At 68.3% G+C, this 23,550-nt stretch carries 22 protein-coding genes; 16 read left to right on the top strand and 6 right to left on the bottom strand.

Annotated elements, in window-relative coordinates; all coding sequences use genetic code 11:
• Window positions 1–15 precede the first annotated feature (15 nt).
• Window positions 16–1,002 (bottom strand): 1-phosphofructokinase, encoded by a 987-nt coding sequence (gene pfkB, locus ALI144C_RS38235; RefSeq protein WP_330359638.1) that lies wholly within the window; start codon window positions 1,000–1,002, stop codon window positions 16–18.
• A gap of 97 nt (window positions 1,003–1,099) precedes the next feature.
• On the opposite strand from pfkB, the gene ALI144C_RS38230 reads away from it, so the two are divergent.
• The 4 genes from ALI144C_RS38230 to ALI144C_RS38215 all read left to right on the top strand — a co-directional run bounded on the left by ALI144C_RS38230 (window position 1,100) and on the right by ALI144C_RS38215 (window position 5,611).
• A complete protein-coding gene (locus ALI144C_RS38230) occupies window positions 1,100–1,861 on the top strand; it encodes a DeoR/GlpR family DNA-binding transcription regulator (protein WP_076992137.1) in 762 nt (253 codons plus the stop codon).
• Window positions 1,862–1,956: 95 nt separating this feature from the next.
• Window positions 1,957–2,235: an HPr family phosphocarrier protein gene (locus tag ALI144C_RS38225; RefSeq protein ID WP_076992136.1), complete on the top strand. Its 279-nt coding sequence runs from the start codon at window positions 1,957–1,959 to the stop codon at window positions 2,233–2,235.
• Between the two features lie 62 nt (window positions 2,236–2,297).
• Window positions 2,298–2,969, top strand: coding sequence for a helix-turn-helix domain-containing protein (locus ALI144C_RS38220; RefSeq protein ID WP_076992135.1), 672 nt, complete (start codon window positions 2,298–2,300; stop codon window positions 2,967–2,969).
• Complete coding sequence (locus ALI144C_RS38215) at window positions 2,966–5,611, top strand: VIT domain-containing protein (RefSeq protein ID WP_237774518.1); 2,646 nt, start codon at window positions 2,966–2,968, stop codon at window positions 5,609–5,611. Before ALI144C_RS38220 ends, ALI144C_RS38215 begins: the two co-directional genes overlap by 4 nt.
• A gap of 110 nt (window positions 5,612–5,721) precedes the next feature.
• Here ALI144C_RS38215 and ALI144C_RS38210 read toward each other — a convergent pair whose 3' ends face one another.
• Window positions 5,722–6,024 (bottom strand): hypothetical protein, encoded by a 303-nt coding sequence (locus ALI144C_RS38210; protein ID WP_076992134.1) that lies wholly within the window; start codon window positions 6,022–6,024, stop codon window positions 5,722–5,724.
• Between the two features lie 127 nt (window positions 6,025–6,151).
• Window positions 6,152–9,325, bottom strand: coding sequence for a hypothetical protein (locus ALI144C_RS38205; protein WP_143231120.1), 3,174 nt, complete (start codon window positions 9,323–9,325; stop codon window positions 6,152–6,154).
• Between the two features lie 149 nt (window positions 9,326–9,474).
• Between ALI144C_RS38205 and ALI144C_RS38200 the strand changes: the two genes are divergently transcribed.
• From ALI144C_RS38200 to ALI144C_RS38160, 9 genes are read left to right on the top strand one after another with little or no spacing between them, the layout of a single operon-like run.
• Window positions 9,475–10,791, top strand: a complete 1,317-nt coding sequence (locus ALI144C_RS38200) for a helix-turn-helix domain-containing protein (protein ID WP_237774517.1) — start codon at window positions 9,475–9,477, stop codon at window positions 10,789–10,791.
• On the top strand, window positions 10,788–12,083 hold the full coding sequence (locus tag ALI144C_RS38195; protein ID WP_076992132.1) for an ABC transporter substrate-binding protein: 1,296 nt from the start codon (window positions 10,788–10,790) through the stop codon (window positions 12,081–12,083). The genes ALI144C_RS38200 and ALI144C_RS38195 overlap by 4 nt, the downstream gene beginning before the upstream one ends.
• Window positions 12,080–12,982 (top strand): carbohydrate ABC transporter permease, encoded by a 903-nt coding sequence (locus ALI144C_RS38190; protein WP_076992131.1) that lies wholly within the window; start codon window positions 12,080–12,082, stop codon window positions 12,980–12,982. The genes ALI144C_RS38195 and ALI144C_RS38190 overlap by 4 nt, the downstream gene beginning before the upstream one ends.
• Window positions 12,979–13,863: a carbohydrate ABC transporter permease gene (locus tag ALI144C_RS38185; RefSeq protein WP_076992130.1), complete on the top strand. Its 885-nt coding sequence runs from the start codon at window positions 12,979–12,981 to the stop codon at window positions 13,861–13,863. Before ALI144C_RS38190 ends, ALI144C_RS38185 begins: the two co-directional genes overlap by 4 nt.
• A gap of 4 nt (window positions 13,864–13,867) precedes the next feature.
• Window positions 13,868–14,950, top strand: coding sequence for an ABC transporter ATP-binding protein (locus tag ALI144C_RS38180; protein ID WP_076992129.1), 1,083 nt, complete (start codon window positions 13,868–13,870; stop codon window positions 14,948–14,950).
• Window positions 14,950–15,873: an acetylxylan esterase gene (locus tag ALI144C_RS38175; RefSeq protein ID WP_076992128.1), complete on the top strand. Its 924-nt coding sequence runs from the start codon at window positions 14,950–14,952 to the stop codon at window positions 15,871–15,873. The genes ALI144C_RS38180 and ALI144C_RS38175 overlap by 1 nt, the downstream gene beginning before the upstream one ends.
• Entirely contained in the window at window positions 15,870–16,604 is a 735-nt protein-coding gene (locus tag ALI144C_RS38170; protein ID WP_076992127.1) for an acetylxylan esterase, read from the top strand. The genes ALI144C_RS38175 and ALI144C_RS38170 overlap by 4 nt, the downstream gene beginning before the upstream one ends.
• Window positions 16,601–17,617 carry a hypothetical protein gene (locus ALI144C_RS38165; protein WP_076992126.1) on the top strand — a complete coding sequence of 339 codons (1,017 nt, stop codon included), beginning with the start codon at window positions 16,601–16,603 and terminating at the stop codon, window positions 17,615–17,617. Before ALI144C_RS38170 ends, ALI144C_RS38165 begins: the two co-directional genes overlap by 4 nt.
• Window positions 17,618–17,652: 35 nt before the next feature.
• Window positions 17,653–18,552, top strand: coding sequence for a LysR family transcriptional regulator (locus ALI144C_RS38160; protein ID WP_076992125.1), 900 nt, complete (start codon window positions 17,653–17,655; stop codon window positions 18,550–18,552).
• Here ALI144C_RS38160 and ALI144C_RS38155 read toward each other — a convergent pair.
• Window positions 18,549–19,292 carry an SDR family oxidoreductase gene (locus ALI144C_RS38155; protein ID WP_076992124.1) on the bottom strand — a complete coding sequence of 248 codons (744 nt, stop codon included), beginning with the start codon at window positions 19,290–19,292 and terminating at the stop codon, window positions 18,549–18,551. The two genes, ALI144C_RS38160 and ALI144C_RS38155, sit on opposite strands and share 4 nt — an antisense overlap.
• 116 nt (window positions 19,293–19,408) lie before the next feature.
• On the opposite strand from ALI144C_RS38155, the gene ALI144C_RS38150 reads away from it, so the two are divergent.
• Entirely contained in the window at window positions 19,409–19,939 is a 531-nt protein-coding gene (locus ALI144C_RS38150; RefSeq protein WP_237774516.1) for a GNAT family N-acetyltransferase, read from the top strand.
• Window positions 19,940–20,180: 241 nt separating this feature from the next.
• On the opposite strand, the gene ALI144C_RS55945 is transcribed toward ALI144C_RS38150, so the two are convergent.
• Window positions 20,181–20,369, bottom strand: coding sequence for a hypothetical protein (locus tag ALI144C_RS55945; protein ID WP_076992123.1), 189 nt, complete (start codon window positions 20,367–20,369; stop codon window positions 20,181–20,183).
• A 162-nt stretch (window positions 20,370–20,531) separates the two neighbouring features.
• Between ALI144C_RS55945 and ALI144C_RS38140 the strand changes: the two genes are divergently transcribed.
• Together ALI144C_RS38140 and ALI144C_RS38135 are read left to right on the top strand one after the other, a co-directional pair.
• A complete protein-coding gene (locus tag ALI144C_RS38140) occupies window positions 20,532–21,293 on the top strand; it encodes a DUF899 domain-containing protein (protein WP_076992122.1) in 762 nt (253 codons plus the stop codon).
• A gap of 15 nt (window positions 21,294–21,308) precedes the next feature.
• The gene (locus ALI144C_RS38135; protein WP_076992121.1) at window positions 21,309–22,538 is read left to right on the top strand and encodes an FAD-binding protein; all 1,230 of its coding nucleotides are present in this window, start codon (window positions 21,309–21,311) and stop codon (window positions 22,536–22,538) included.
• Window positions 22,539–22,552: 14 nt separating this feature from the next.
• Here the strand turns inward: ALI144C_RS38135 and ALI144C_RS38130 are convergent, their stop codons facing one another.
• Complete coding sequence (locus ALI144C_RS38130; RefSeq protein ID WP_076992120.1) at window positions 22,553–23,503, bottom strand: alpha/beta hydrolase; 951 nt, start codon at window positions 23,501–23,503, stop codon at window positions 22,553–22,555.
• Window positions 23,504–23,550: the final 47 nt, after the last annotated feature.

Here is a 23,550-nt window from a genome sequence, read left to right as displayed (position 1 = left end):
CCTGTGCTGGTGCTTTCAGTTGTCCCCGCGTAATTCCCGGCCTGCGTCGATCAGCGGGTGCACCTCGACGAGGTGCGGGTGGAGGTCGTCCGGCCTCGGCATGGTGCTGCCCGGCAGCGACACCGCTGCCGCGCCCCACGCCACCGCGGACACCAACGCCTCGCGGCCGTCGCCTCCGCCGGTGGCGAATCCGGCGATGAACCCGGCGAGCATCGCGTCACCGGCTCCCACCGAGCTCCTGGCGAGCACGACCGGCGCTTCGGCGTGCCACGTGTCGTCCTCCGCCACGAGCACCGCGCCGTCACGACCGAGACTGGCCAGCACCGCGCCCGCGCCGAGGGAACGCAGTTCCCGCGCCGCTTCGACGACGTGACCCAGTGTCGGCAGTGGACGCCCGACGGCCTCTTCGAGCTCGTGGTGATTCGGTTTGATCAGCGCGGGACCGGCCGCGACCGCCGCGCGCAGCGCCGGGCCGCTGGTGTCCACCACGACCCTGGTGTCCTCGCCGGACAGGCGGTTGACCAGGTCCGCGTAGAAGTCGTCACGCACACCAGGCGGCAGGCTGCCCGCGAGGATGACACAGGAGGCGTTGTGGGACGCGGTGATCACCGCGTCGGCCAGCGCCGTATTCTCGTCATCGGTCAGCCGCGCGCCCGGTTCGTTCAGCTTGGTGACCGTCGCGTCCGGTTCGATCACGCTGACGTTCATCCGCACCGGCCCGAGCGTGGGCACGCGGACGACGTCGATGCTGTAGCCGCTCAGCAGGCTGATCAGCTGCTCGCCTTCGGCGCCGCCTGCCGGGACCACGGCACGCGCCTTGACCCCGTTGCACACCAACGCTCTCGCGACGTTGATTCCCTTGCCGCCCGGCTGGATGTGCACGGCCGTGGCCCGGTGCAGTCCGCCGCGCACGAGCGCGCCCACCTCGACCGTCCGGTCGATGCTCGGGTTCGCCGTCACGGTGACGATCACGCTGACTGCCACCTCCATGTGGTCCTGCATCTCGTCCAACGTGGATTTAAGTGATTGTGCATGTGTTCATGTTGGTTTGCAAGACTGCGACGTTGCTGACGCGCACGAATCAACATAAAGTCACACCATGTACGCGGAGGAACGGCAGCAAGTGATCCTCGAACGAGCCAGGGCGAAAGGCCGTGTGGACGTCGCCGCGCTCGCCGAGGAGTTCGACGTCACCACCGAGACGATCCGGCGCGACCTGACCGTGCTGGAGCGCCACGGTGTGCTGCGGCGGGTGCACGGCGGTGCGATCCCGGTCGAGCGGCTCGGCTTCGAGCCCGCGCTGTCGGTCCGCGAGACGGTGATGACCGACGAGAAGGCCCGGATCGCCAAGGCCGCGCTGGCCGAGCTGCCGGAAGCCGGGACGATCCTGCTCGACGCGGGCACCACGACCGCGCGGATGGCCGACGCGTTGCCTGTGGACCGTGAGCTCACGGTCGTGACCCACTCGGTGAACATCGCCCTGTCGCTGATAACCCGGCCGAACGTGACCGTCATGCTCGTCGGCGGCCGGTTGCGCAGCCGGACCCTCGCCTCGGTCGACGCCTGGGCGCTGCAGGCGCTGCGTGACACGTTCGTCGAGGTCGTCTTCCTCGCCACGAACGGGATCTCGGTCGATCGGGGGCTGACCACGCCGGACCCGGCGGAGGCGATGGTCAAGAAGGCCGCGATCGCCAGCGGGCGGCGGTGTGTCCTCCTGGCCGACCACACCAAGGTCGGCAACGACCACTTCTCGCGCTTCGCCGACCTGGGGGACATCGACACCTTCATCACCGACACCGGCGTCGACGACGAGGTAGCCAAGGAGCTCGCGGCCGCTGGACCACGTGTGATCCAAGCATGACCACGTAAAACAAACTAAATCAACATCAAACCCTTGCTTAACCACATCGGCAGTGCTTACCGTTGGCTCTTCCATTGACCACGGGAGGAGAGCTGATGGCGACGATCCGGGTGAAGGTCGCGTCCACTGTCGGGCTGCACGCCCGCCCTGCCGGGCTGTTCGCGCAGGCGGCCGCGCGGCAGCCGATGCCGGTCCTGATCGGCCGCCCCGGTGGCGAAGGTGTTGTGGCGTCGAGCATCCTGGCCGTGATGGCGCTGGGTGTGAAGTTCGAGGAAGAGGTCGAACTGTCCGCGGAAGGCGACGGCGCCGAAGCCGCGCTGGACGAACTGGCCGCACTGCTCGCGCAGGACCTGGACGCAGCCCCCACCTCCTGAGCGTCCCCTTCGAGCAACACTGCAACATTGACACTGTCAGATACATCTGGCAGTCTTGCAGTATGAGCGAGCTGTGGACGATCGAACAGCTCCCGGATCAAGTGGCCGAGCTGCTGTCGGAGAACTACGACGGCCAGCGCAACGGCCGGATCCGGGAGCTGCCGAACCGTCGCACCATCCGGTGGTACACCACGATAGGCCTGGTGGACCGGCCCGCGGCCACCCGCGGCCGCACCGTGCTCTACGGGCGCCGCCACTTGCTGCAGATCGTCGCGGTCAAGAAGCTGCAGTCCACCGGGGCCTCGCTCGCGGAAATCCAGGAACAGCTGGTCGGAGCGACCGACTCCCGGCTCGCCGAGCTCGCGGGCGTCGCGCACGTGGATGCCGTCCGCCCGCAGGTGGACGTCGGCACCTCCCCGCAGTTCTGGAAAGGCCATGCGCACGGCCGCCCGACAGTGGCCCCGCCAGTGACCCCGACGCAGACACCGGGCAACGGCGAAACCGCCCCGAACGCTGTCACCGGTGCCGACACTGTCACCCACATCGACGCTGTCACTGTCCCGAAGCTGGTCCACGGGGTCCGGCTCGCTGACAGTGTCACTGTCGTGCTGGAGGCCGCCGCGCACATGCCCGACGCGGACGAAATCGCCGCCATCGAGGCCGCGGCCGCACCGTTGCTCGAACTGCTCGGCCGCCTCGGCCTGGCGCCGTCCACTGGAGGGGAAACGCAATGACCATGCATGTCGACGTCAGGGAATCGATCGCGGCGCCGAGTAGTCCCGGTGCACAGGAGCCCGGTGCTCAGGGGCCCGGTGCGGACGACGGTGTCGGCTGCCTGCGGACCAGCCGGGGCAACCTGCCGCTCGAGGTGATCGACGTCCGGTCCTCGATCACCGGCCTGGCGGCCAGCGTCGAAGTCACGCAAGGATTCCGCAATCCGTACGAAGAACCGCTCGAAGCCACCTACATCTTCCCGTTGCCGCCCCGAGCCGCGGTCACCGCGTTGCGGATGGAGGCTGACGGGCGCGTGGTCGAAGGGCTGTTGAAGGAGCGGGGCGCGGCAAGAGAGAGCTACGACCAGGCCATCTCCGAGGGCAAACGCGCGTCGATCGCGGAGGAGGAGCGTCCGGGCGTCTTCACCATGCGAGTCGGCAACATCATGCCGGGTGAGCAGGTCAGCGTGCACCTGACGCTGGCCGCCACCTTGTCCTATGAGGATGAGGAAGCCACGTTCAGGTTCCCGCTCGTGGTGGCCCCGCGCTACATCCCCGGCACGCCGCTGGCCGGGCAGCAGGTGGGCGATGGTGTCGCCCAGGACACCGACGCGGTCCCGGACGCGTCCCGGATCAGTCCGCCGGTGTTGTTGCCGGGCTTCCCGAATCCCGTTCAGCTGTCCGTCGTGGTCGACATCGACCCGGGTTCGTTGCCGTTGCGGGGACTCGCGTCCAGCTTGCACGCGGTCGCCACCGAGGACGGGCCGACCGGACTGCGGGTCAGGCTCGAACCGGGGGAGCGCGCGGATCGGGATTTCATCCTGCGCCTGAGCTACGGCGCGGAGGCGATCAGCACATCGCTCGCGCTCCTGCCCGACGGTGACTCCGGTGGCTCCGGTGGCACGTTCGCGTTGACCGTGCTGCCGCCGTCGACCGCAACGGCCGGGCGTCCGCGTGACGTCGTGTTGTTGATCGACCGGTCGGGCTCCATGGGCGGCTGGAAGATGGTCGCCGCCCGGCGCGCCGCGGGCCGGATCGTGGACACCCTCGGTTCGTCGGACAGGTTCGCCGTGATCGCCTTCGACCACGAGGTGCAAACGCCGCCCTCGTTGGCCACGGGCTTCGTGGAGGCCAGTGACCGCAACAGGTTCCGTGCTGTCGAGTTCCTCTCCGGCCTGGACGCCCGCGGCGGTACCGAGATGTCGGTGCCGCTGCAAAGCGCCGCCGGGTTACTGAGCGAGTCAGCCGAACGCGACCGTGTGCTCGTTCTGGTCACCGACGGCCAGATCGGCAACGAGGACCAGCTACTGCGTGAGTTGAGCCCCGTGCTGAGCGGTGTCCGGGTGCACACCGTCGGCATCGACCGCGCGGTCAACGAGTCCTTCCTGCGCAGGCTGGCAGGCACGGCAGGCCGGTGTGAACTCGTGGAGTCCGAGGACCGTCTCGACGACGCGATGCAGAACATCCACCGGCGCATCGGATCACCCGTGGCAGTGGGCCTGCGGCTGACCCCGGCCGGGCTGGCGGTGGACGAGAGCACCCTGGCCCCCAGCCCGTTGCCCGACCTGTTCCCTGGCGCGCCGATCGTGGTGACCGGCCGCTTCACCGGCCAAGCAAGCGGAACGGTCACGGTGAGCAGCGCGGACGGCTGGAAGTCCGACGTGACATCGACCGCCAGCGACAACCCCAGCCTCGGCGCGCTGTGGGCAAGGGCATGGATCCGGGACCTGGAAGATCGTTATGTGGTCGGCTCGGGTGATCTCCCCGGCCTGGAGCAGCAGATCGTGGACACGTCGCTGAAGTTCGGCGTGCTCTCCCGCTTCACGGCCTTCGTGGCAGTCGACCAGCGAGTGGTCAACGAAGCGGGAACGGTCCACAAGGTAACGCAACCGGTGGAACTCCCCAGCGGCTGGCAGATGGACGGCGGCTACGGCTTCGCGGCGCCGGCATCGGCCCCGATGGCGGCCGCACCCATGTACAGCCGAATGTCGGCCCCGGGCAGCGCGGTCGGCGGAGCCCAGCCCCAGCAGGGCGGAGGCACCGCGTACTCGGGCGGGTACGGCAACCAAGGAGGTCCGTCGTATCAGAACGCCTCGTACGACCAAGGCGCCTACGGCAGCCAGTTCGGCAGCACGGCCCCAGGCAGCGCACCTTCGGCGCCGTACGGCTCACCCCCGCCACCCGCACCTCGACCGGCCGCACCTCAGCCCGGTGGCGCACCGCTCTCAGGACCCGGTTGCCCGCCGCACGTGATGAACCCACCTGAGTCACCGAACCAGCCCGAGCGAAACCCGCGAAGTCTCAGGAAAGCCCGCCGCGGGGACCGAGCCGAGGCAGCGCCGGGAGCAGACCCGACGGCGACCACGACACCAACGCTGGCCGACTTCGTGGCAGAGCAACTGAAAGCCTTGCGCGCGGCGGAGAACGAGCCGACCCTGGCCCGAGCATCGCTGCTGGACATCCTGGCCCAGACGATCCTCGCCAACCTGAGTGACTGGGCAGCAGCCAACGAACCCGCAGAAGCCCGAGCCACCCTCCTTACCCTGCACACAGAACTGACCGTGCCCACAACCGACCTCGACGAACTCGAACGCCGCTGGCACCACACCATGGCAACCCTTGAATCCCTCCGCCCCCAACGAAAAGCCTTCTGGAAGAGGTAGAAGGCAAACACCGCACGAACGCGGTGTCCCGCCCAGAGCCGGGGCACCGCGTTCGTGCTCCCGGGCGGGGAAGCGTTTGCCTGTACCGGATCTCGGCATACCCGGGTCGATCAGACGGTGTGCACGGCGGTGAGCAGGGCTTTCAGCAGTCGTCCGTGGTCGGCGTCCGCCTGGGCGGGCAACAGGAAGCGGTGGCGCAGGAACGCGTACGACACTTCGTTGCGGGGATCCACCAATGCCCGCTGTCCGCCTGCTCCACTGTGGCCGAACACGCACGCCCAGTACCGGATGGATGTCCGAGGCCGCGTGGAATCCGATGACCCACGCCTTCGGTTGAGGGCGATTCCGCTCACGCTGTTGGGCTCGGACGCGGTAGCGGCCAGTTCGTTCAGCCGCTCGGGGATGGCCGTCATCGGTTGTGCGGTCAGGAACCGGCTGCCCTGGTCGACGGGAAGACCGAGGTGCAGGTCAGCGCCAGCGCGTGGTCTCCGGAGGTCGTGCCTGGTCGCCAGAACGGCCGCGCACCGACCCCTGAGTTGCTCAGAAGTCTTTGTACATCAGGATTCTGCCGGTGAAGTTCTCCTCGGCGAAGGCGTAGCGCCTGCCGTCGGGCAGTTGCATCGCCGTCACCGCGTGCCGCATGTCCTGCCAGCCTGACCTGTGGGCGACTTCCGGGCCCGCTGACAGTGAGCCCTTGAAGGTCCCGGTTGCCGTGTCGTACATCCGGATCCTTCCCGCTATCATGCTCGTCGCCGGGGCCAGGTTCCCGACGTGGACGCGGTCTCCTGCCACTGTCATCGAGTAGATCCGGCAGGACTTGTGCTCGTCGTACGGGCAGAAGGAGATGTCGTCCGGCAGGTCCTTCAGCCAGGCCGGGGCCTGCGTCGTTCCCGCCTTGTGCTTCGCGTAGAAGGTGTCGTAGCGGGCCAGCTTCCACTGGTCCACCTGCTGCTGCGGCCTGCCCATCAGGTACAGGGTGTCCGTTGTGGACTGGTAGACGATCCCCTCGACGAAGCCGAACTGCCCCGGGATCGGCATCAGCTCCACGTTCTTCGTGTCGTACACCGGACTGCCGGACTCGAAGGTGCCGGTGAAACGGACCCGTTTCAGGTTCCACCTGTTGTTCGCGTATCCGGACAGCCACAGGTCACCCGCTCGGTGGTCGGGCAGGTCGTCCTTCTCCGTCACGCTCCAGTTCGACGAGTTGCTGATGTACATCGGCGCGTCGTACTCGCCCGTGTCGAACTGGCAGTTGCCGTTCTTGTCCCGCCAGCTCCACATCCAGTCGTCGTCCCGGCCCGGCACGTTGTAGTCGTGCGGTTCGTTCGCCGGCCAGACCGCGTTGTCCGCGTTCTCGGTGAACACCACCGTCGGCTGGGAGCGTTTGCCGTCGTCCGTGAGCCGGTAGACGCCCAGCCTGCTGAGGTCACCCTGGCCGGTCACGAACATGTACTTGTCCGGCCCCATCCGGCGGACCGCGATGGATGCCTGCTGGCCCTGGATCCCGCCCACCCTCGCGTCTTCTGGGCACCGGTAGCGGTCGGTCATCAGGGTCGAGTTCCGCGGCGACCACTCCGTTCCCGGGACCGCGGCGTCCAGGTTCACGGTGTACTGCCGCGTGGGCGAGTACAGCATGTTCGGCGCCGTCGGGTCGGGGGACACGATCGTCGTACTGGGGTAGCTCAGCGCCTGCGCTTCCAGTGCCTTGGTGGTGCCGTTGAACCTGCGCAGGTCGAAGAAGTTCGGTGAACGGGCCGCCGACACGCCGATCCCGTTGCCGGCGACGTAGTAGTTGCCCGCGCCGTCCACGCCCACACCGGCTATCCCGTCGAAGCGGTTCGGCGCGTACTCGCCGCCGTGGTTGGTCACGCCTCCCGGGTCGCCGAGCCTCTTCGCCTGGATCTCCACCAGATCGCTGCCGAACACCCGGATCAGCTGCTCGAACCTGGCGTCGTCCGCCACGTACAGCCTGTTGTCCTTGTCGACGGTCAGTGCGCTGGGAATCATGCCGGTCAGGCGACGACCGGGTGTCAGCACCCCGGCAGGACTGACCGTGTACTGCTGCACCGCGCCGTCGACGATCGCCCACAGCGTGCCGTCCGGTGCGTACGCCATTCCTCGCGGCTGCGGCACGGCCAGCTTGCTGACCGGTGTGGTCAGCTGGTTCTTGCGGTACACCTGGATCTCGCCGAGTTGCCGGTGCGCGACGAAGAGGAAGTCCGGGCTCGCGGCGAGGCCACGGATGCTCTGCGGCTGCGGTTCGCTCGCGGACGGCTTGTCCGGCAGGCACAGATCCGTTCCCGTTGGCGGAACGCCGACATCCGGTTTGACCGCGATCTTCGGGATCCTGGTGACGCAGGAAGCGTCGACGACCTTGGTCGTCTTCCCGGTGGGGCCGACCACGTCGATCATCCGGGGGTAGCTCGCGTAGATCGACTCCGCGTCACCGGTGATCGCGAAGCCGCCGAGGTTGCGGCCGTGGGTGCTGCCCAGGCTGCTGTACGGCCGGATCGTCGTCGAATCCGCCGAGTAGACGCCCATCGCCCGCGCGGCCTCGTCCCACTGGGTGTTGGTGTAGACGAGTGTCCTGCCGTCGACCGGGACGGGGTCGACCCAGATCGCGTGCACGTTCTGGCCGACGTGCCGACCCTGCACCGGCAGGTTGTCCTTGGCGTACTTCGCCGCGTCCTCCGGTGAGATCGTCTCGCCGATCCACGACGTCCGGTACGGGATGTTCTGGATGTCGTAGACGGCGACGTTGTCGACGAACGCCTCCGGCGCGTCGCCCTGCCAGCCGCGGGCCAGCCCGAACGCGGGGCCGAACCGGACGTCGCCCTGGCCGGTGCGCATGGCTGTCGGCGCGAAGTCGATCGCGTCGGCCTGGCCGACTTCCGCGTTGTTCACGAAGTACCGGTAGGTGACCTTCCCGGTGTCGTCGCTGGTGTCGGCGAGCGCGCCGCCGTTGGTCACCACGTCCGCACGGACCTGGAGGATGGCGAACTGGTTGGTCACCGCGGCCAGGTCGACGGTCCGGCTGCCGAGGCCACCGGGGCTGGTCAGGCCGAGCCCGCCGCGGTCCACATAGGGCTGGGCACGCAACGAGTACTTGGCGCCTGGATGTGCCGGTACGAATACGTTGGCGGAAACCAGGAAGCTCCGCTTCGTCTCGGTGCCGCGCACGACTGGGACCGCTACCAGATGGTCGTTGTCGGCACGCACACCCGTGCCGGTGTCGGCGGGCCCGGTCGTGCCGTCCTCGCGGATGCCGGTTCCCGGTGGACTGTCCGCACCGGTCTTCGGCGCCGAGCCTGCCTTGAACCTGCTGTGCGACAGCCACAGCGACGTGCCGTCGTGCCAGCTGAGGTCCCCGAGGTTGGCACCTGGCGTAGGAATGCCGTTGCGTACGTGCTTGTCCACGCGTTCGCCGCAGCACGTCGTCTTGTAGGCGATGTTGTACTGGCCGCGGGACGACGTGCTGAACTGTCGTCTGCTCTTGCCCGAACCGTACGCGTCGTGCGCCTGCATTCCGCTTCCGGCAAGGCTTTCGGTGCCTTTGTCGGGCTGGCCGAACCGCAGGACGTAGCGCACTTCGCCGAACGACTCGCCAGGCGCGAAATAGGGCCGTGGTGACTGCGGCATAGCCGGGGCGGCCTCGGCGGGTACGACCGCGCCCGCGACGATCGCGACCATGGCGAGCAAGGGCATGAACCTCATGCACACAGCGTGCACAGTGCTTGCCGGGGCGGTGAATGCGCGATCGGGCGATCTTCGGTGCCCTCTTCCGTACCACGCGGGTTTGTGGTTACAGTCCCACTACCACGACAAACGGACTATTTCCGAACCTGGTTCCTAATTGACCGGCGGTGCGGATGGCGATCGTGATCGGCCTGGTGATCCACGAAAGAGGCCGCGAGACGTTCCAGACGGCGGCCAGCACGCTGTCCGGCGTCGCACTGGAATGGGTCACCTACGAGTACGAGCGGGAGATCCGGGCGAACGTCGAGCGCCTGCTCGGGTCCACGCATGTGGACGGTCTGCTGCTCGGGCTCATGCCGTACGCCGAGTGCCGCGCCCTGCTGCCCCCGGACCTGCAGGTCACGGTCACCAGGCCGGCCCCGCTCGACCTCGCGCTGATGATCAACCGGGCGGCGGGCCGCGGCTGGCCGATGACACCGGTCAGCATCGACACGTTCGAGCCCGGCATCGTCGACGAGGTCGCCGGGCAACTGGGCCTCGACACGGCGGACATCGCGCGTCTGCCGTACTCGCCCGACCAGTCGGCGGCCGAGGTCCTTCGGTTCCACAACGACTTCCTGGCCCGCAACCCGGACGCCTACGTGATCACCATGCGGACCGCCGTCGCCCGTGAGCTCACCTGCCGGGTGATGACCACGGAGAAGGTCGTCTCCACGGTCCGCGCCGAACTGCACGAACTGGCCCTGCGCATCCGGTCCGAACGGGCCAACGCGCAGCGGTTCGCTGCCGGCGTCTTCTTCGTGTCCAAACAGGACGGGGGAGTTGACCTGGACAGGGCCAGGGTGCGGCTGATGAACCTGCTCGTGGAGACGCCGGAGTTCGGCGACGCCTGGATCGAGAACCGCGGCCGCCGCGGTGTGGTCGTGTTCGCCCACAAGGCGTTGTTCGAACGGATCACGGACAACTGGGTGTCGGTGCCCGCGTTGGCGCAGGCCGAGGACGTGATCGGGCAGCGCGTGGTGGCCGGGTTCGGCGTGGGTGCCTCGGCGCGCAACTGCGTCCTGCTGGCCGAACGGGCCGCTGCCCGCGCGGACCAGGAGGCGGTGCCGTGCGGGTACCTGATCGAGGACAGCGGGCTGATGATCGGCCCGATGAGCTCGGCACGGCCGCCGCTGAGTTTCGAGTACCGGGAGCACACGGCCGAACTGGAGGCGCTCGCCCGCGACGCGGGCCTGTCGGCGGTGACCCTGGCCAGGCTGGCCGCGCTGGAACGCGGCCTGCACGGCAGGCCCATCGCGCCGAGCGACCTCGCCGACTCGCTCGGCATCACCGATCCCAGCGGCCGCAGGCTGATCCGCAAGCTCGTGGCCAGCGGGCTGGTCAGCCAGGAGGGGACGACGCAGACGAACAGGAAAGGGCGACCGACTCGTCTGTACCGGCTCTCTATCGACAACGCCGTCGACGCCAGGAAGGACCTGACATGAGCACCCTGGTCAACCGTCGAACGCTACTGGGCTCCGCGGTGGCACTGCCGCTGTTGTCGGCCTGCGGCGCGGGCTCGGCAGGCGCCGGTGCCGTCCGATTCGAGGGCTGGGACTACGAATCCCAGTTGGTGCAGCAGAACCTGGATCGTTTCACCGCGGCCAACGCCGACATCAAGGTCGCGTACACACCGATCACCAGTGCGCAGTACGTCCGCAAGATCGTCGCGGAGTTCACCGGCAACAACGGCCCGGACGTGCTGTACAGCTACGACGACTCGATGGTCAGCTGGGTGCAGGCCGGGTACCTGCAGCCGCTGGACGGCCTGCCCGGCGTCGACGAGGTCTACAGCGGCATCTACGAGTCCAACGCGAAAGCCATGACGTTCCAGGGAAAACGCTATGGTCTGCCGTACTACACCGACTGCCACGGTCTGACCTACAACGCGGCGCTGCTGGACAAGGCGGGCATCAAGACCCCGCCCAAGAGCCTCGACGAGCTGGAACAGCAGGCGCTGAAGGTCAAGAACGCCGGTGTGCTCGAGTATCCGATCGGGCTCGCCGCCCAGCTCGCGGACACGTGGAGCAGCTGGGTGTGGACCTTGGTCTACGGCAGCGACGCGGCCTTGTTCTCCGACGACTTCAAGCCGACCATGGACAAGGCGCGACCCATCTTCGACTGGATCCACAAGGCCGCCACCGTCAGCAAGGTGATCGACCCGGCGTCGCTGCAGCTGACGCCCGTGCCGTTGGACAACGCGATGATGGCAGGCCAGTACGCCTTCACGATCGGACCACGGTATGCGCTGCGGACGTACAACGACCCGGCGAAGTCCAAGCAGGCCGGGGCGTTGAAGCTCGCGGCCGTCCCCAGCCTCGACGGGACCGCGCGAGGAACTGTCAGCAGCACCCGGATGTACTGCCTGGCCGCGAAGACAGCGGTCAAGGACAAGGCCGTGAAACTGCTGAACTTCCTCGGTGGCTACGGCTCGGACGGGAAACCGTCCACCGCGCGGTTCTGGTTCGACCAACGCGGCCTCGGCTTCCCGTTCCGACAGCTCGCCGACGATCCGGACATCAGGACCACGCTGGCGAAGTTCACGGACCCGGAGACCTACACCAAGCTCTCCGCGGTCGCCAAGCCGCGTAACCTCCTCGGCGCGCCGTGGTACGGCGAGTACGAGTCCGCGCAGCAGAAAACCGTGCAGCAACTGCTGACCAACCAGACGGACGCATCAGCCGCGGTGTCGAGCTTGTCCGAGACCGCGATCTCGCTGGCCAAGAAGTACTCATGACCACCAGCACGGTACGGCAGTGGAGCGACAACACGCGCGGCTACGCCATGAACGCGCCCGCGTTGATCGCGATCCTGCTGCTGGTGGCGTATCCGATCGGGTACTCCTTCTGGGTCAGCCTGCACCGTGACAACCTGGCACAACCGGCTGCCCGCAAGCTGATCGGCCTGGACAACTACCTGTCGCTCGTGGACGACCCGGCATTCCTGGCGTCGCTGCGGGTCTCGGCGTTGTTCGTGCTGGTCGTCCTTGTGGTCACAGTTGTGCTCGGGCTCGTGTTGGCGTTGGTGCTCAACGAGACGTTCATGGGCAGGGGAGTGCTGCGCAGCCTGGTGCTGCTGCCGTGGGCGATGCCGGGCGTGGTCAACGGTCTGATGTGGCGGACGGTGTTCGACGCCAAGACAGGCGCGCTGAACGGTGTGCTGACCGAACTCGGGTGGATCGACTCGTACCAGGCCTGGCTGGCTTCCGAGTCCGGTGCGTTCTTCTTCACGGCGTTCGCGCAGGTCTGGAACACGTTGCCGTTCACCGTGATCATCCTGCTCGCCGGGCTCTCGACCATCCCCCGTGAGCTGTACGACGCCGCCACGGTCGACCGGGCCGGTGTGGTGCAACGCTTCCGGCAGGTCACGGTGCCGTGGCTGCTGCACCCGTTGCTGATCGTGCTCATCCTGGAGACGATGAACGCGTTCCGCGCGTTCGACACGATCTACGTCCTGACCGGCGGAGGGCCGGGCGACGCGACGACCACGGTCGCGCTGCTGACCGTTCAACGTGTCCTCACCTACACCGATGTCGGCCTCGGCAGCGCGTACGCCTGGGTGATCACGCTCATCACGTTGGTCATCTCCGTCGCGTATGTCGGCCTGCTCTACCGGAGGGGGAGTTTCGAGGTATGACGACCATTCCGCTCCGGTACCGCGTGCCGTGGAAGAAGATCGCTGTCTACGCGCTGGCCGTGGTGTTCGCGTTGTACCTGGTGCTGCCGTTCTACTGGATCGTGGCGATGAGCTTCATGCCCGAGGTCGACGCGAACTCCGTGCCGCCGCAGTGGATCCCGCAGCACCCGACGCTGGAGAACTACACCGCGTTCGTCGACCCGACCGGCGCGCAGGCGATGGTCGGTTCCCGTGCTGTGCGGGAGACGCCGTTCGCGCTGGGCAACAGCCTGCTCGTGGCGTTGCTGACCGCGGTGCTGAACCTGGTGCTCGGCGTGTTCGCCGCGTACTCGTTCTCCCGGATCAGGTTCCGGGGCAGCCAGGTGCTGCTGATGGTGTACCTGCTGACCAGGATGGTGCCGGGGATCGCCATCATCATCCCGTACTACCTGCTGATGCGGGAACTGGACCTGCTGGACACGTACTGGGCGCTGATCCTGTCGTACACGACGTTCGCCCTGCCGGTGACGATCTGGGTGCTCAAGGACTTCTTCCGCGCCGTGCCGAGGGAACTGGAGGACGCCGCGAAGGTGGATCGGTGCGGCTGGTTTCGGATGATGTGGTCGGTCGTGCTGCCGGTGTCCGCGCCCGGCCTGGTCGCCGCGGCCGTCTTCGCGTTCATGACCGCGTGGAACGAGTTCATGTTCGCGCTGTTCCTGACCAGCACGGCGGCGTCGAAGACGATGCCGGTGATCGCGGCGAACTTCGCGACCGACATCAACACTCAGTTCACGGTGATGGCGGCGTCCGGCGTGCTGGCGGTGCTGCCGCCACTCGTGTTGGTGTTGATCTTCCAGCGGCTGATCGTGCAGGGCATGGCCGCCGGATCGGTGAAGGGGTAGGGCGATGGCCGAGGTACGCGTCGAGGGGCTGCGCAAGGAGTTCGGCAAGGCGACCGCGGTGGACGGCCTGTCGCTGACCGTCCGCGACCGGGAGTTCCTGACCCTGGTCGGCCCGTCCGGCTGCGGCAAGTCGACCACCCTGCGGATGGTCTGCGGGCTGGAACGGGCCACGGCGGGCCAGATCTACTTCGACGACCACGCCGTGGGGCACCTGCCCGCGAACAAGCGTGACGTCGCCATGGTGTTCCAGAGCTACGCGCTCTATCCTCACCGGACGGTCGCGCAGAACATCGGGTTCGCGCTGAAGATGATGCGGCAGCCGCGCCGGACCATCGAGGAGAAGGTCGGCAGGGCGGCGCGGGCACTGGGAATCGAGGACCTGCTCGACCGCAAGCCGCGTGAGCTGTCCGGTGGGCAACGGCAACGCGTCGCGCTCGGCCGGGCGATCGTGCGGGACGCGGGCGCGTACCTGCTGGACGAGCCGTTGTCCAACTTGGACGCCCAGCTGCGCGTGCACATGCGGGCGGAGATCAAGCGCCTGCACGCCGAAGTGGCCAGGACGTTCATCTACGTCACGCACGACCAGGTCGAGGCGATGACGATGTCCGACCGGATCGCGGTGTTGTCCGACGGACGGCTGCAGCAGTGCGGAACGCCGGAGGAGATCTACGAGCGGCCGTCGAACCGGTTCGTCGCCTCGTTCATGGGCAGCCCGCCGATGAACTTCCTGACCGGATCGATCGTCGACGAGGACGGCGTCCGCCGGTTCCGCACCAGGGGGATCGCGGTCGACCTGCCCGCCGCGGGCGGCGAGTCCGAAGTGGAACTCGGCGTCCGCCCGGAGCACGTGCTCGTGTCGCCGCGACCCGAGCCGGGTTTCCTGCCCGGCCGGGTGTTCGTCGCCGAACTGCTGGGCGCGGACGTGCTGGTCACCGTCGACGTCGCCGGTGAGCTGATCAAGGCGAGGGTCCCCGCGCCGTTCCACGCCGGTGTGGACAGCGCGGTGCACGTGGGCATCGACCCCGCGAAGGTCCACCTGTTCGCCGCGGCCGACGGCCGTGCGCTGACGTCAACCAGGGGAGCGTGATGAGGGATCCGGAGAACGCCGTCATAACCGTTCCGTTGCCGGAGGACTTCGACTCGTTCTGGGCGGAGACCCTGAAGTCCGTGCCGGAACTGGACACATCGCTGACCTACGTGGAGCGCCTGTCCACCGACGAGGTCGCGGTGTACGACGTGCGCTACACCAGTTATGAGAACGTCCGGGTCGCCGCGTGGTACGCGACGCCACGCACCGGCGGGCCGTTTCCGGGCCTGGTGAACATCCCGGGCTACATCTCCGAGCCGCTCCCGCCGGTCCAGTGGGCGCGGCGCGGCTACGCGGCCCTGGCGGTGGCGCCACGCGGGAAACTGCGGTCCAACAGCCACTTCAACCCCGGCTACCCGGGCCTGCTGACGCACAACATCGTCGACCATCACACGTACGGCTACCGCGGGTTCTACGTGGACGTGGTTCGCGCGCTGGACGTGCTCGCCGAACGCACTGAGGTCGACAGTTCCCGAGTCGGCCTGCAAGGTTCGAGCCAGGGCGGCGGACTGGGGATCGTGACGGCGGCGCTGCGCCCGGACGCGGTGTCGTGTTTCGCCGCCGGGGCGCCGTACCTCTGCGGGATCTGGGACTCGGCCAAGCTGACGCATTCCTACCCGTACGAGGAGATCAACGAGTACGTGCGCGTCCACCCCGGCCACAGCGAGCTGATCCGGCAGAGCGTCGCCTACTACGACGGCATGAACTTCGCCCCGAAGGTCAAGGCGCCCGCTTTCGTCTACATCGGCCTCGAGGACGACGTGTGCCCGCCGGAAACCGGGTTCGCGGTGTACAAGGCCCTCAACGGCCCCAAGGAGATGCACACGTATCCGCGCAGCGCGCACCAGGCGGGACTGCACTGGGTGATGCCCAAGGTGGCGGATTTCCTCGACAAGCACCTGGTGCACGGAGGATCGCGATGACGGAGTTCGACGAGTACTGGCGTGCGGTGGACGACGAGCTCGCGGCGTTGCCCGCCAGGCCGGTGGCCGACCACGTCCCGGCCAGGTCGACCGACCGGTTCACGGCCTACGACGTCCGGCTGACCAGCATCGGGCCGTACCGGATCTTCGGCTACCTCAGCGTCCCCGCCGGGGACGGCCCGTTCCCCGCTGTGCTGGAGACGCCGCGTTACGGCAGCGTCAACCTGGCGCCGCACTACCGCGATCGTTTGCGGTACATCACGTTCACAGTGATGCACCGTGGCCAGCGCCTGGCCGACGTGCCGTTCCAGGCCGCCTACCCGGGCCTGGCCACGCTGGGGATCGAGGACCCGGCGACGTACGTCTACCGCGCGATAGTGGCCGACTGCCTGCGCGGCGCGGAGTTCCTGCTCGGGCACGACCTCGTCGACCCGGCACGGGTCGGTGTCACGGGCGACGACCTGGCCCTGATCACGGCGTCCCGGCGACCTGGCTTTCGCGCCGCCCGGTCCAACGGGCCGCTGGAGGCGTTGACGGAGGTCACCGGCTCGCCCAGGGCGATCGAGTTCCTCGACGTCGCGCGGCACCCGTGCAGTGCCAGAACGTTCCGGGTCGGCACGGACTACGAGCTGACACACGAGGATTCGGCCGACGACGAAGTGCTCGACACGTGGCTCGCGCGGGAACTGGGCGTCAGCCCGATCCGGAAATTCGACCTGATGCCATCATGACCTACGAGGACCTGGGGGTCCGGCCCGTCATCAACGCCTCCGCGACCTTGACCGCGTTGGGTGGCTCGATCCTCGCCCCACCCGTGGTCGCCGCCATGGTGGCCGCGGCGGGGCACTTCGTCAACCTGGTCGAACTGCAGGAGAAGGTCGGTGCCCGGCTCGCCGAGCTGACTGGCAACGAAGCCGGATACGTCTCCTGTGGCGCCTGGGCGGGCACCATCCAGGCCGTCTCGGCGTGTGTGCGGCCCGACCGTGACGAGGTCGTCGTCTTCCCCGAGCAACGCCTGGGCTACGAGGAAGCCGTGCAGTTCACCGGTGCGCGGCTGACCACGCGGATCGGGCCGCGAACCGCGTGCGTGCTCTGGTACGCCGGGTCGAGGTTCGGCACCCGGGAGCTGTCGTCGGTGCTGGGACTGGGCGTGCCGGTGATCGTGGACGCCGCCGCGCAGATCCCGCCGATCGCGACGCTGTGGCGGTTCACCGTGGACATGGGTGCGGACGCTGTCCTGGTCAGCGGTGGCAAAGGTCTGCGCGGCCCGCAGAGCACCGGCTTGGTGCTGGGGCGCGGGCACATCGTCGAGGGCTGCCGCGCCAACGGCGCACCCCACCACGGGGTCGGCCGGGGGATGAAAGTGGGCAAGGAGGAGTTGCTCGGCCTGCTCGCCGCGGTGGAGTGGAACCTGGAGCAGGACGAGAACGCGATCATCGCGGGGTACGAGGAAACCGTGGCGCGGTGGCTCGACGGTCTGCGCGACTGCCCGGGGATCAGGGCCGTGCGCGGCTACCCGAGCGAGGCAGGTCAGCCCCACAGCCGCGCGCTCGTCCACGCCGGTGACCGGTGCCTGGACCTCGTGGCCGCGTTGCGTGCCCACGACCCGCCGATCATGGTCGGCCTGCTCGACGAGCAGACGATCGCCCTGAACCCGCAGACGCTGCAACCCGGCGAGGACAAGATCGTCTTGGACGCGGTGGTCCGGTGGGCTGGAGTAAACGCGACGCGTCCCGCGTTGTAGCACCTGATGATCACGCCGGGACAGGACGGGAACAGATGAGCCTTCGTCAGTACGAGTACGCACTGGCTGTTGCCGAGGAGGGTTCGGTGACGGCGGCCGCGGAACTGTTGCGCGTCGCTCAGCCGTCGGTGTCCCAGCAGATCAGGAGCTTGGAGCGGGAGCTCGGCGTGAAGCTGTTCACCCGCACGCCGACCGGACTCGTGCCGACCAAGATCGGCCGTGCGTTCCTGCGGGAGGCGGAGGTCGCGGTGAGCGCGTCGCGGCGGGCACGGGCGACGGCACGGGCAGGCGCCGACGAACTGGTGGGCGAACTGGTGGTCGCGGTCCAGATGGGCCTGGGCACGCGGCAGCTACCGGCCGCGCTGGGCGCGCTGCGCCGCCACTTCCCACGGCTGGAGGTCACCGTGTTCGAGGAGCCGAACCCCGCCGAGTTGGAGCGGCTGGGCCGCCGGGACGTGGTCGACCTGGCCCTGGTGGCCCTGCCGTGCGAGGAGAACGGTGTCGCCGCCCACCACCTCGGCGACGAGGAGTTCGTCGTCGTGCTGGGCGCCGGGCACCGACTGCTCGCCAAGGACCAGGTCGACCTGCGCGAACTGGAGGGGGAGCCGTGGGTGCGGTTCGACAGGGACAGCGCGTTGGACGCCGTGCTGCGGGACGTGCTGCGTGACCACGGGCTGACCCCGACCACGATCGCCCGCGTGTCCCAGGCGGCGACGGCCGTGCGCTGGGCCTCCCACGGCCTGGGGGTGACGCTCGTCCCCGCCTCCGCGGTGCCCCACGGCCACGAGCACCTCGCCCGCCCGGTGTCCCCGGTGGTGTCCCAGCCCGTCGTCGCCGCGATCCGGCGTGGCGCGGGCCCAGCGGAGACAGCCCTGCTCGAACTCCTGCTGCAGGAGACCTGGCACAAGTCCGCCTTCTACGCGCCCGTGACCTAAAGCTGGGTGGCGCCGCCGTCCACGACCAGCTCGGTGCCGGTGGTGTACGTGGCGTCGAAGGCGAGGAACGCGGCCGCCCTGGCGATCTCGTCGGGGCGGCCGAAACGCCGCATGGGGTTGTTCGCGACCATCTGTGCCTTGAACCGCTCCGCCTCCGCGGCGGACATCGTGTTCTCCAGGATGCCCGTGTCGATCGGACCAGGGCTGATCGCGTTGACCCGGATTCCGCGCGGGAGCAGATCACCGGAAAGAGTGCGCGCCAACGAGCGCAACGCGGCTTTTCCGGCCGCGTAGACACTGGTCTCCGGCAGCCCGATGACATTCGCGTTCGAGGTGGTGAGAACGACACCGGCGCCCGTGTTCAGCAGCGGAGCGAGTTTCTGCACGGTGAAGAAGGCGCCCTTGACGTTGATCGCGAACAGTTCGTCGTATGCCTCCTCGGTCACTGATTCGAAGGGCGTGGTGCGGGCGACACCGGCGTTGACGAACAAGGCATCGAGCGTGCCGAGTTCGCCCTTCACGCGGTCAGCCAGAGCATCAAGATCGGACAACGAGGCCACGTCGCCCCGGACGGCGATCGCGTTCTCGCCGAGCCGTTCCCGTGCCGCGTCGAGCGTGGCCTGTGAACGGCCGGTGATCACCACGCGGGCGCCGCCGTCCACCAGCAGCTTGGCGATCGCGAAACCCATTCCGCTGCCGCCGCCAGTGACAACCGCATGACTACTGCTGTAATTGTTCACGCGTTTCACGCTACGTTCGGGAAAGCCATGCGGGCAAAGACGAAAAGGCAGCCGACGGCATAGGAGATGCCTATATTCGTTTCACGGCGACCAACGGCAGATGGCACGCTGAGCCGGTGATCCAAGTCGTCCACCTCAACGGCCTCACCTTCCGCGCCCTCGCCGCAGGCGATCTCGACACGGCGAACAAGGTCAGCCCGGTGCCCGTGTCGGAATACCTCGCAGGACCCGAGTCACGGGGAGTGTGGCAACGCCGAAGCAGGCAGTTCGAGGAAGACCCGGCGACTGCCGCATGGGTGACCGGCGTGATCTGGGACTCGGAGGAGAGGGCGGCGGTCGGCCGGGCGGGTTTTCACGGCCCGCCGGACTCGGCCGGGATGGTCGAGATCGGGTACGCCGTCGACCCGGACCGACGCAGGCGCGGCTACGCGCGGGCGGCCCTGGAATTCCTGCTGCGGCGTGCCGTGGCGGAGCAGGCGGTGCGAGTGGTGCGGGTGACCATCGCCCCGGACAATGAGGCTTCGTACCGGCTGGCTTCGCAGTACGGGTTCGTCGAGGTGGGGGAGCAGTGGGACGAGGAGGACGGGGTGGAGGTCGTCTACGAGGTCGCGGCCTCGGAAAGCGCGATCTTCGGCGCCCGAACGTGATGCGGTGGGCCGTCCGGGTTGTCGTCGCCGCCGCGGTGAGCGGGCTCCCGTCCACAGTGCACGCCCTGCTCACCGGGCGGGATCCCTTGGCCGCCACCCGGGTCGCGGCGACACTGATATCCGGGTTCTCCGGCACAGCGCCCGCCCCAGGCCATGCACCACCACAACAGCAATTCCCCCAAGGGGATCCCTTGTTTTCACGGTATCAAAGGGGTCTGACAGTTTCGGCCGGCGCGGCTGTTCACCTTGCGGTGTCAGCGTTCTGGTCGGCCGTCATCGAGGCGGCGATGACGAAGGCCGCGAAATCGACGGGTGCGAAGACGACGGGTGCTGTGCGGACCCGGCGCAGCGCCGTGGCGGGCGGAGCGGCCGCCGGACTCGTGATCGCGGCGATCGGCCTGGAACTGATCGCCCGGCGCCACCCCGGCATCCGAGCGCTGCCGAGGTTGCCGCAGTGGCTGGACCACGTGTTGTTCGGCGCACTGGTCGGCGCGCTCGCAGAAAGAGAAAAATCATCCGCGCCCGGCCGACGAGTTTCGGGAGCGAGCCGAGTCAGTACATGTGAACACCCAGCGACAAAGGGAGTGAGCACATGAGTCTTCCCGAGATCGTCTCCCGGGACGAGTGGTTGGCGGCTCGGCGGGCCCTGCTCGCCAAGGAGAAGGCGCAGACCAGGGCACGCGACGAGCTCAACGCCGACCGGCGACGACTGCCGATGGTCGAGATCACCGAGGACTACGTCTTCGAGGGCCCCGAAGGCAAGGCGAGCCTGCTCGACCTGTTCGAGGACCGGCTGCAGCTGGTGGTGTACCACTTCATGTTCGACCCGGACTGGGACGCCGGGTGCAAGAGCTGCTCCGGGTTCCTCGACGACATGGGGCACGTCACGCACCTCAACGTCCGTGGCACCACGTTCGCCGCGGTGTCCCGTGCGCCGATCGACAAGATCACCAGGTTCAAGGCTCGGATGGGCTGGCAGGTGCCGTGGTATTCGTCGTACGGCAGCGATTTCAACTACGACTTCAACGTGACCCTTGACGAGTCCGTCAATCCGCTCGTCTACAACTTCCGCTCCAAGGACGAGCACGTCGCGGCCGGAACCGGGTACTACTTCGAAGGCGCTGACCAGCCGTTCGAACTGCCCGGGGTGAGCGCGTTCCTGCGGGACGGCGACCGCGTGTTCCACACGTACTCCACCTACGGCCGGGGCTCCGAGCTGCTGACCAGCACCACCGCCCTGCTCGACATCACCGCGCTCGGCCGTCAGGAGGAGTGGGAGGAGCCCAAGGGGCGCACCACCGGTCTCGGTGCGAAGGCCGGCAGCCCCGAGGTGAAGTACCGCGACGAGTACTGATGCGAGACTGGCTCGGTGGAGAAGAACTGGGCCGGAAACGTCATCTACCGCGCCACCGCGTTCCACTACCCGCGGTCCCTCGCCGAGCTGCGCCACATGACGGCGAAGGCCGGCCGGGCAAGGGCGTTGGGCACGAGGCACGCGTTCAACGAGCTCGCTGACACTGGGGGTGAGCTCGTCTGCCTCGCGCGGATGCCCCGGCTGGTCGAGGTCGACTCCGAAGCGCGGCAGGTCAAGGTGGGCGGCGGCATGCGGTACGCGGAGTTCACCGAAGACCTGGACGCCAAGGGGTTCGCGCTGCCCAACCTCGCCTCGCTGCCGCACATCTCGGTCGCGGGCGCCACCGCCACCGCGACCCACGGGTCGGGGTCCGGCAACGGGAGTCTGTCGACTTCCGTTGCCGGACTGGAGATCGTCACCGCCGACGGAGACGTTGTCGCGTTGCGGCGCGGCGACGAGGACTTCGACGGCGCCGTCGTGAACCTCGGTGTGCTGGGGATCGTGTCCAGTCTGACGCTGGACCTGGTGCCCGCCTTCGAGGTCAGCCAGTCCGTCCACGAAGGACTCCCGCTGGACTCGGACATCCTCGCCGTGCTCGACGGCGCGTACAGCGTCAGCCTGTTCACCGACTGGTCCGGCGACACCATCAACCAGGTGTGGGTGAAACACCGCACCGGCGACCTCGAGTTCGTGCCGGACGGGACCACGAGGGCGGACGGGCCGCGACACCCCGTTCCCGGCATGGCCACGCGCAACTGCACGCGGCAGCTGGGTGTCCCCGGCCGGTCGGCCGACCGGCTCCCGCATTTCCGGCCCGAGTTCACGCCGAGCGCAGGCGACGAACTGCAGACCGAGTTCATGGTCGCCCGCGACGACGCCGTCGCCGCACTGCGCGCGGTCGACGAGATCCGCGAGCGCGTCCACCCGGTGCTGCAGATCAGCGAAATCCGGGCTGTCGCAGCGGATCGGCTGTGGCTCAGCCCGTACTACGAACGCGACACCGTGTGCATCCACTTCACGTGGATCGCGGACGCCGCCGCGGTGATGCCCGTCGTCGACCTGGTGGGGGAGCGGCTGGCGCAGTTCAGTGCGCGCCCGCACTGGGCGAAGGTTTTCACCACAACGCCCGAAGTCCTGCGGTCGCGGTACACGCGGCTGCAGGACTTCGCGGATCTGGCGAGCAGACTCGACCCGGCGGGCAAGTTCACCAACGAGCTGACTCAGCGCCTGCTCAGTCCGACGTGATCAGCCCGGAATGATCAGTCCAGTGCCTTGCGGAGCACGGCGATCGCCTGGCTGATCGCGGCTTCGGCGGCGTGTGTCTCGCGCAGCGCGTTGACCATCACGAAGTCGTGCACGATGCCCTGGTAGCGCACGGCCGTCACCGGTACGCCCGCCTGACGCAGCTTCGCCGCGTACGCCTCGCCTTCGTCGCGCAGAACGTCGGCCTCGCCGGTGATGACCAACGCGGGCGGCAGGTCCGCGAGCTGCTCGAGCGTGGCCCGCAGCGGGGACGCGGTGATCTCGGCGCGCTGCGCCGGGTCGGTGGTGTACTGGTCCCAGAACCACTGCATGCCGTCGCGGCGCAGGAAGTAGCCCTCGGCGAACTCCGCGTACGAACCGGTGTCGAAGTTCGCGTCGGTGACCGGGTAGAACAGCACCTGCTGCTTGAAGGTCACGTCGCCGCGCTGTTTGGCCATCAGGGTCAGGGCCGCGGTCATGTTGCCGCCGACCGAGTCGCCCGCGATGGCGATCCGGGTGGTGTCCAGGTTCTTCTCGGCGCCGTGCTCGGCGACCCACTTGGCCGCGGCGTAGTTCTGCTCGATCGCCACGGGGTAGCGGGCTTCGGGCGACCGGTCGTACTCGGGGAACACCACGGCCGCGCCGGTGCCGACGGCGAGTTCGCGGACGAGGCGCTCGTGGGTGTGGAAGTCGCCGAACACCCAGCCGGCGCCGTGGATGTAGACGATCACCGGCAGCGTGCCGGTCGCGTCCCGCGGGCGGACGATCCGGACCTCGGGGACCCCGGGGACGTCGGTCAGGGTCTCGATGTCGGCGGGCGGCAGGTCCACCGGGCCGTCCTGCACGCCGTCGACGGCGATGCGGCCTTCGGCGGGCGGCAGTTCGAAGAGGAACGGCGGCTTCGCGGTCGCTTCGACGAAAGCCTGCGCTGCCGGTTCGAGTGCGATTCCGCGGGGGTTGGCGGTCATTTCGTCCTCCTGGGGTGGTTGAGCCGATGTCATGAAGGTAGCCCGCA

The sequence above is a fragment of the Actinosynnema sp. ALI-1.44 genome (genome assembly GCF_001984155.1).
GTDB lineage: Bacteria > Actinomycetota > Actinomycetes > Mycobacteriales > Pseudonocardiaceae > Kibdelosporangium.
The sequence above is the reverse complement of the archived record's forward strand: the minus strand, read 5'-3'. Positions and strand labels throughout refer to the sequence as shown.

Coding starts and splice junctions, on each gene's coding strand:
- pfkB (WP_330359638.1), bottom strand. CDS start 1,002: ATGCAGGACCACATGGAGGTGGCAGTCAGCGTGATCGTCACCGTGACG.
- ALI144C_RS38230 (WP_076992137.1), top strand. CDS start 1,100: ATGTACGCGGAGGAACGGCAGCAAGTGATCCTCGAACGAGCCAGGGCG.
- ALI144C_RS38225 (WP_076992136.1), top strand. CDS start 1,957: ATGGCGACGATCCGGGTGAAGGTCGCGTCCACTGTCGGGCTGCACGCC.
- ALI144C_RS38220 (WP_076992135.1), top strand. CDS start 2,298: ATGAGCGAGCTGTGGACGATCGAACAGCTCCCGGATCAAGTGGCCGAG.
- ALI144C_RS38215 (WP_237774518.1), top strand. CDS start 2,966: ATGACCATGCATGTCGACGTCAGGGAATCGATCGCGGCGCCGAGTAGT.
- ALI144C_RS38210 (WP_076992134.1), bottom strand. CDS start 6,024: ATGACGGCCATCCCCGAGCGGCTGAACGAACTGGCCGCTACCGCGTCC.
- ALI144C_RS38205 (WP_143231120.1), bottom strand. CDS start 9,325: ATGAGGTTCATGCCCTTGCTCGCCATGGTCGCGATCGTCGCGGGCGCG.
- ALI144C_RS38195 (WP_076992132.1), top strand. CDS start 10,788: ATGAGCACCCTGGTCAACCGTCGAACGCTACTGGGCTCCGCGGTGGCA.
- ALI144C_RS38190 (WP_076992131.1), top strand. CDS start 12,080: ATGACCACCAGCACGGTACGGCAGTGGAGCGACAACACGCGCGGCTAC.
- ALI144C_RS38185 (WP_076992130.1), top strand. CDS start 12,979: ATGACGACCATTCCGCTCCGGTACCGCGTGCCGTGGAAGAAGATCGCT.
- ALI144C_RS38180 (WP_076992129.1), top strand. CDS start 13,868: ATGGCCGAGGTACGCGTCGAGGGGCTGCGCAAGGAGTTCGGCAAGGCG.
- ALI144C_RS38175 (WP_076992128.1), top strand. CDS start 14,950: ATGAGGGATCCGGAGAACGCCGTCATAACCGTTCCGTTGCCGGAGGAC.
- ALI144C_RS38170 (WP_076992127.1), top strand. CDS start 15,870: ATGACGGAGTTCGACGAGTACTGGCGTGCGGTGGACGACGAGCTCGCG.
- ALI144C_RS38165 (WP_076992126.1), top strand. CDS start 16,601: ATGACCTACGAGGACCTGGGGGTCCGGCCCGTCATCAACGCCTCCGCG.
- ALI144C_RS38160 (WP_076992125.1), top strand. CDS start 17,653: ATGAGCCTTCGTCAGTACGAGTACGCACTGGCTGTTGCCGAGGAGGGT.
- ALI144C_RS55945 (WP_076992123.1), bottom strand. CDS start 20,369: ATGCCGGGGTGGCGCCGGGCGATCAGTTCCAGGCCGATCGCCGCGATC.
- ALI144C_RS38140 (WP_076992122.1), top strand. CDS start 20,532: ATGAGTCTTCCCGAGATCGTCTCCCGGGACGAGTGGTTGGCGGCTCGG.
- ALI144C_RS38130 (WP_076992120.1), bottom strand. CDS start 23,503: ATGACCGCCAACCCCCGCGGAATCGCACTCGAACCGGCAGCGCAGGCT.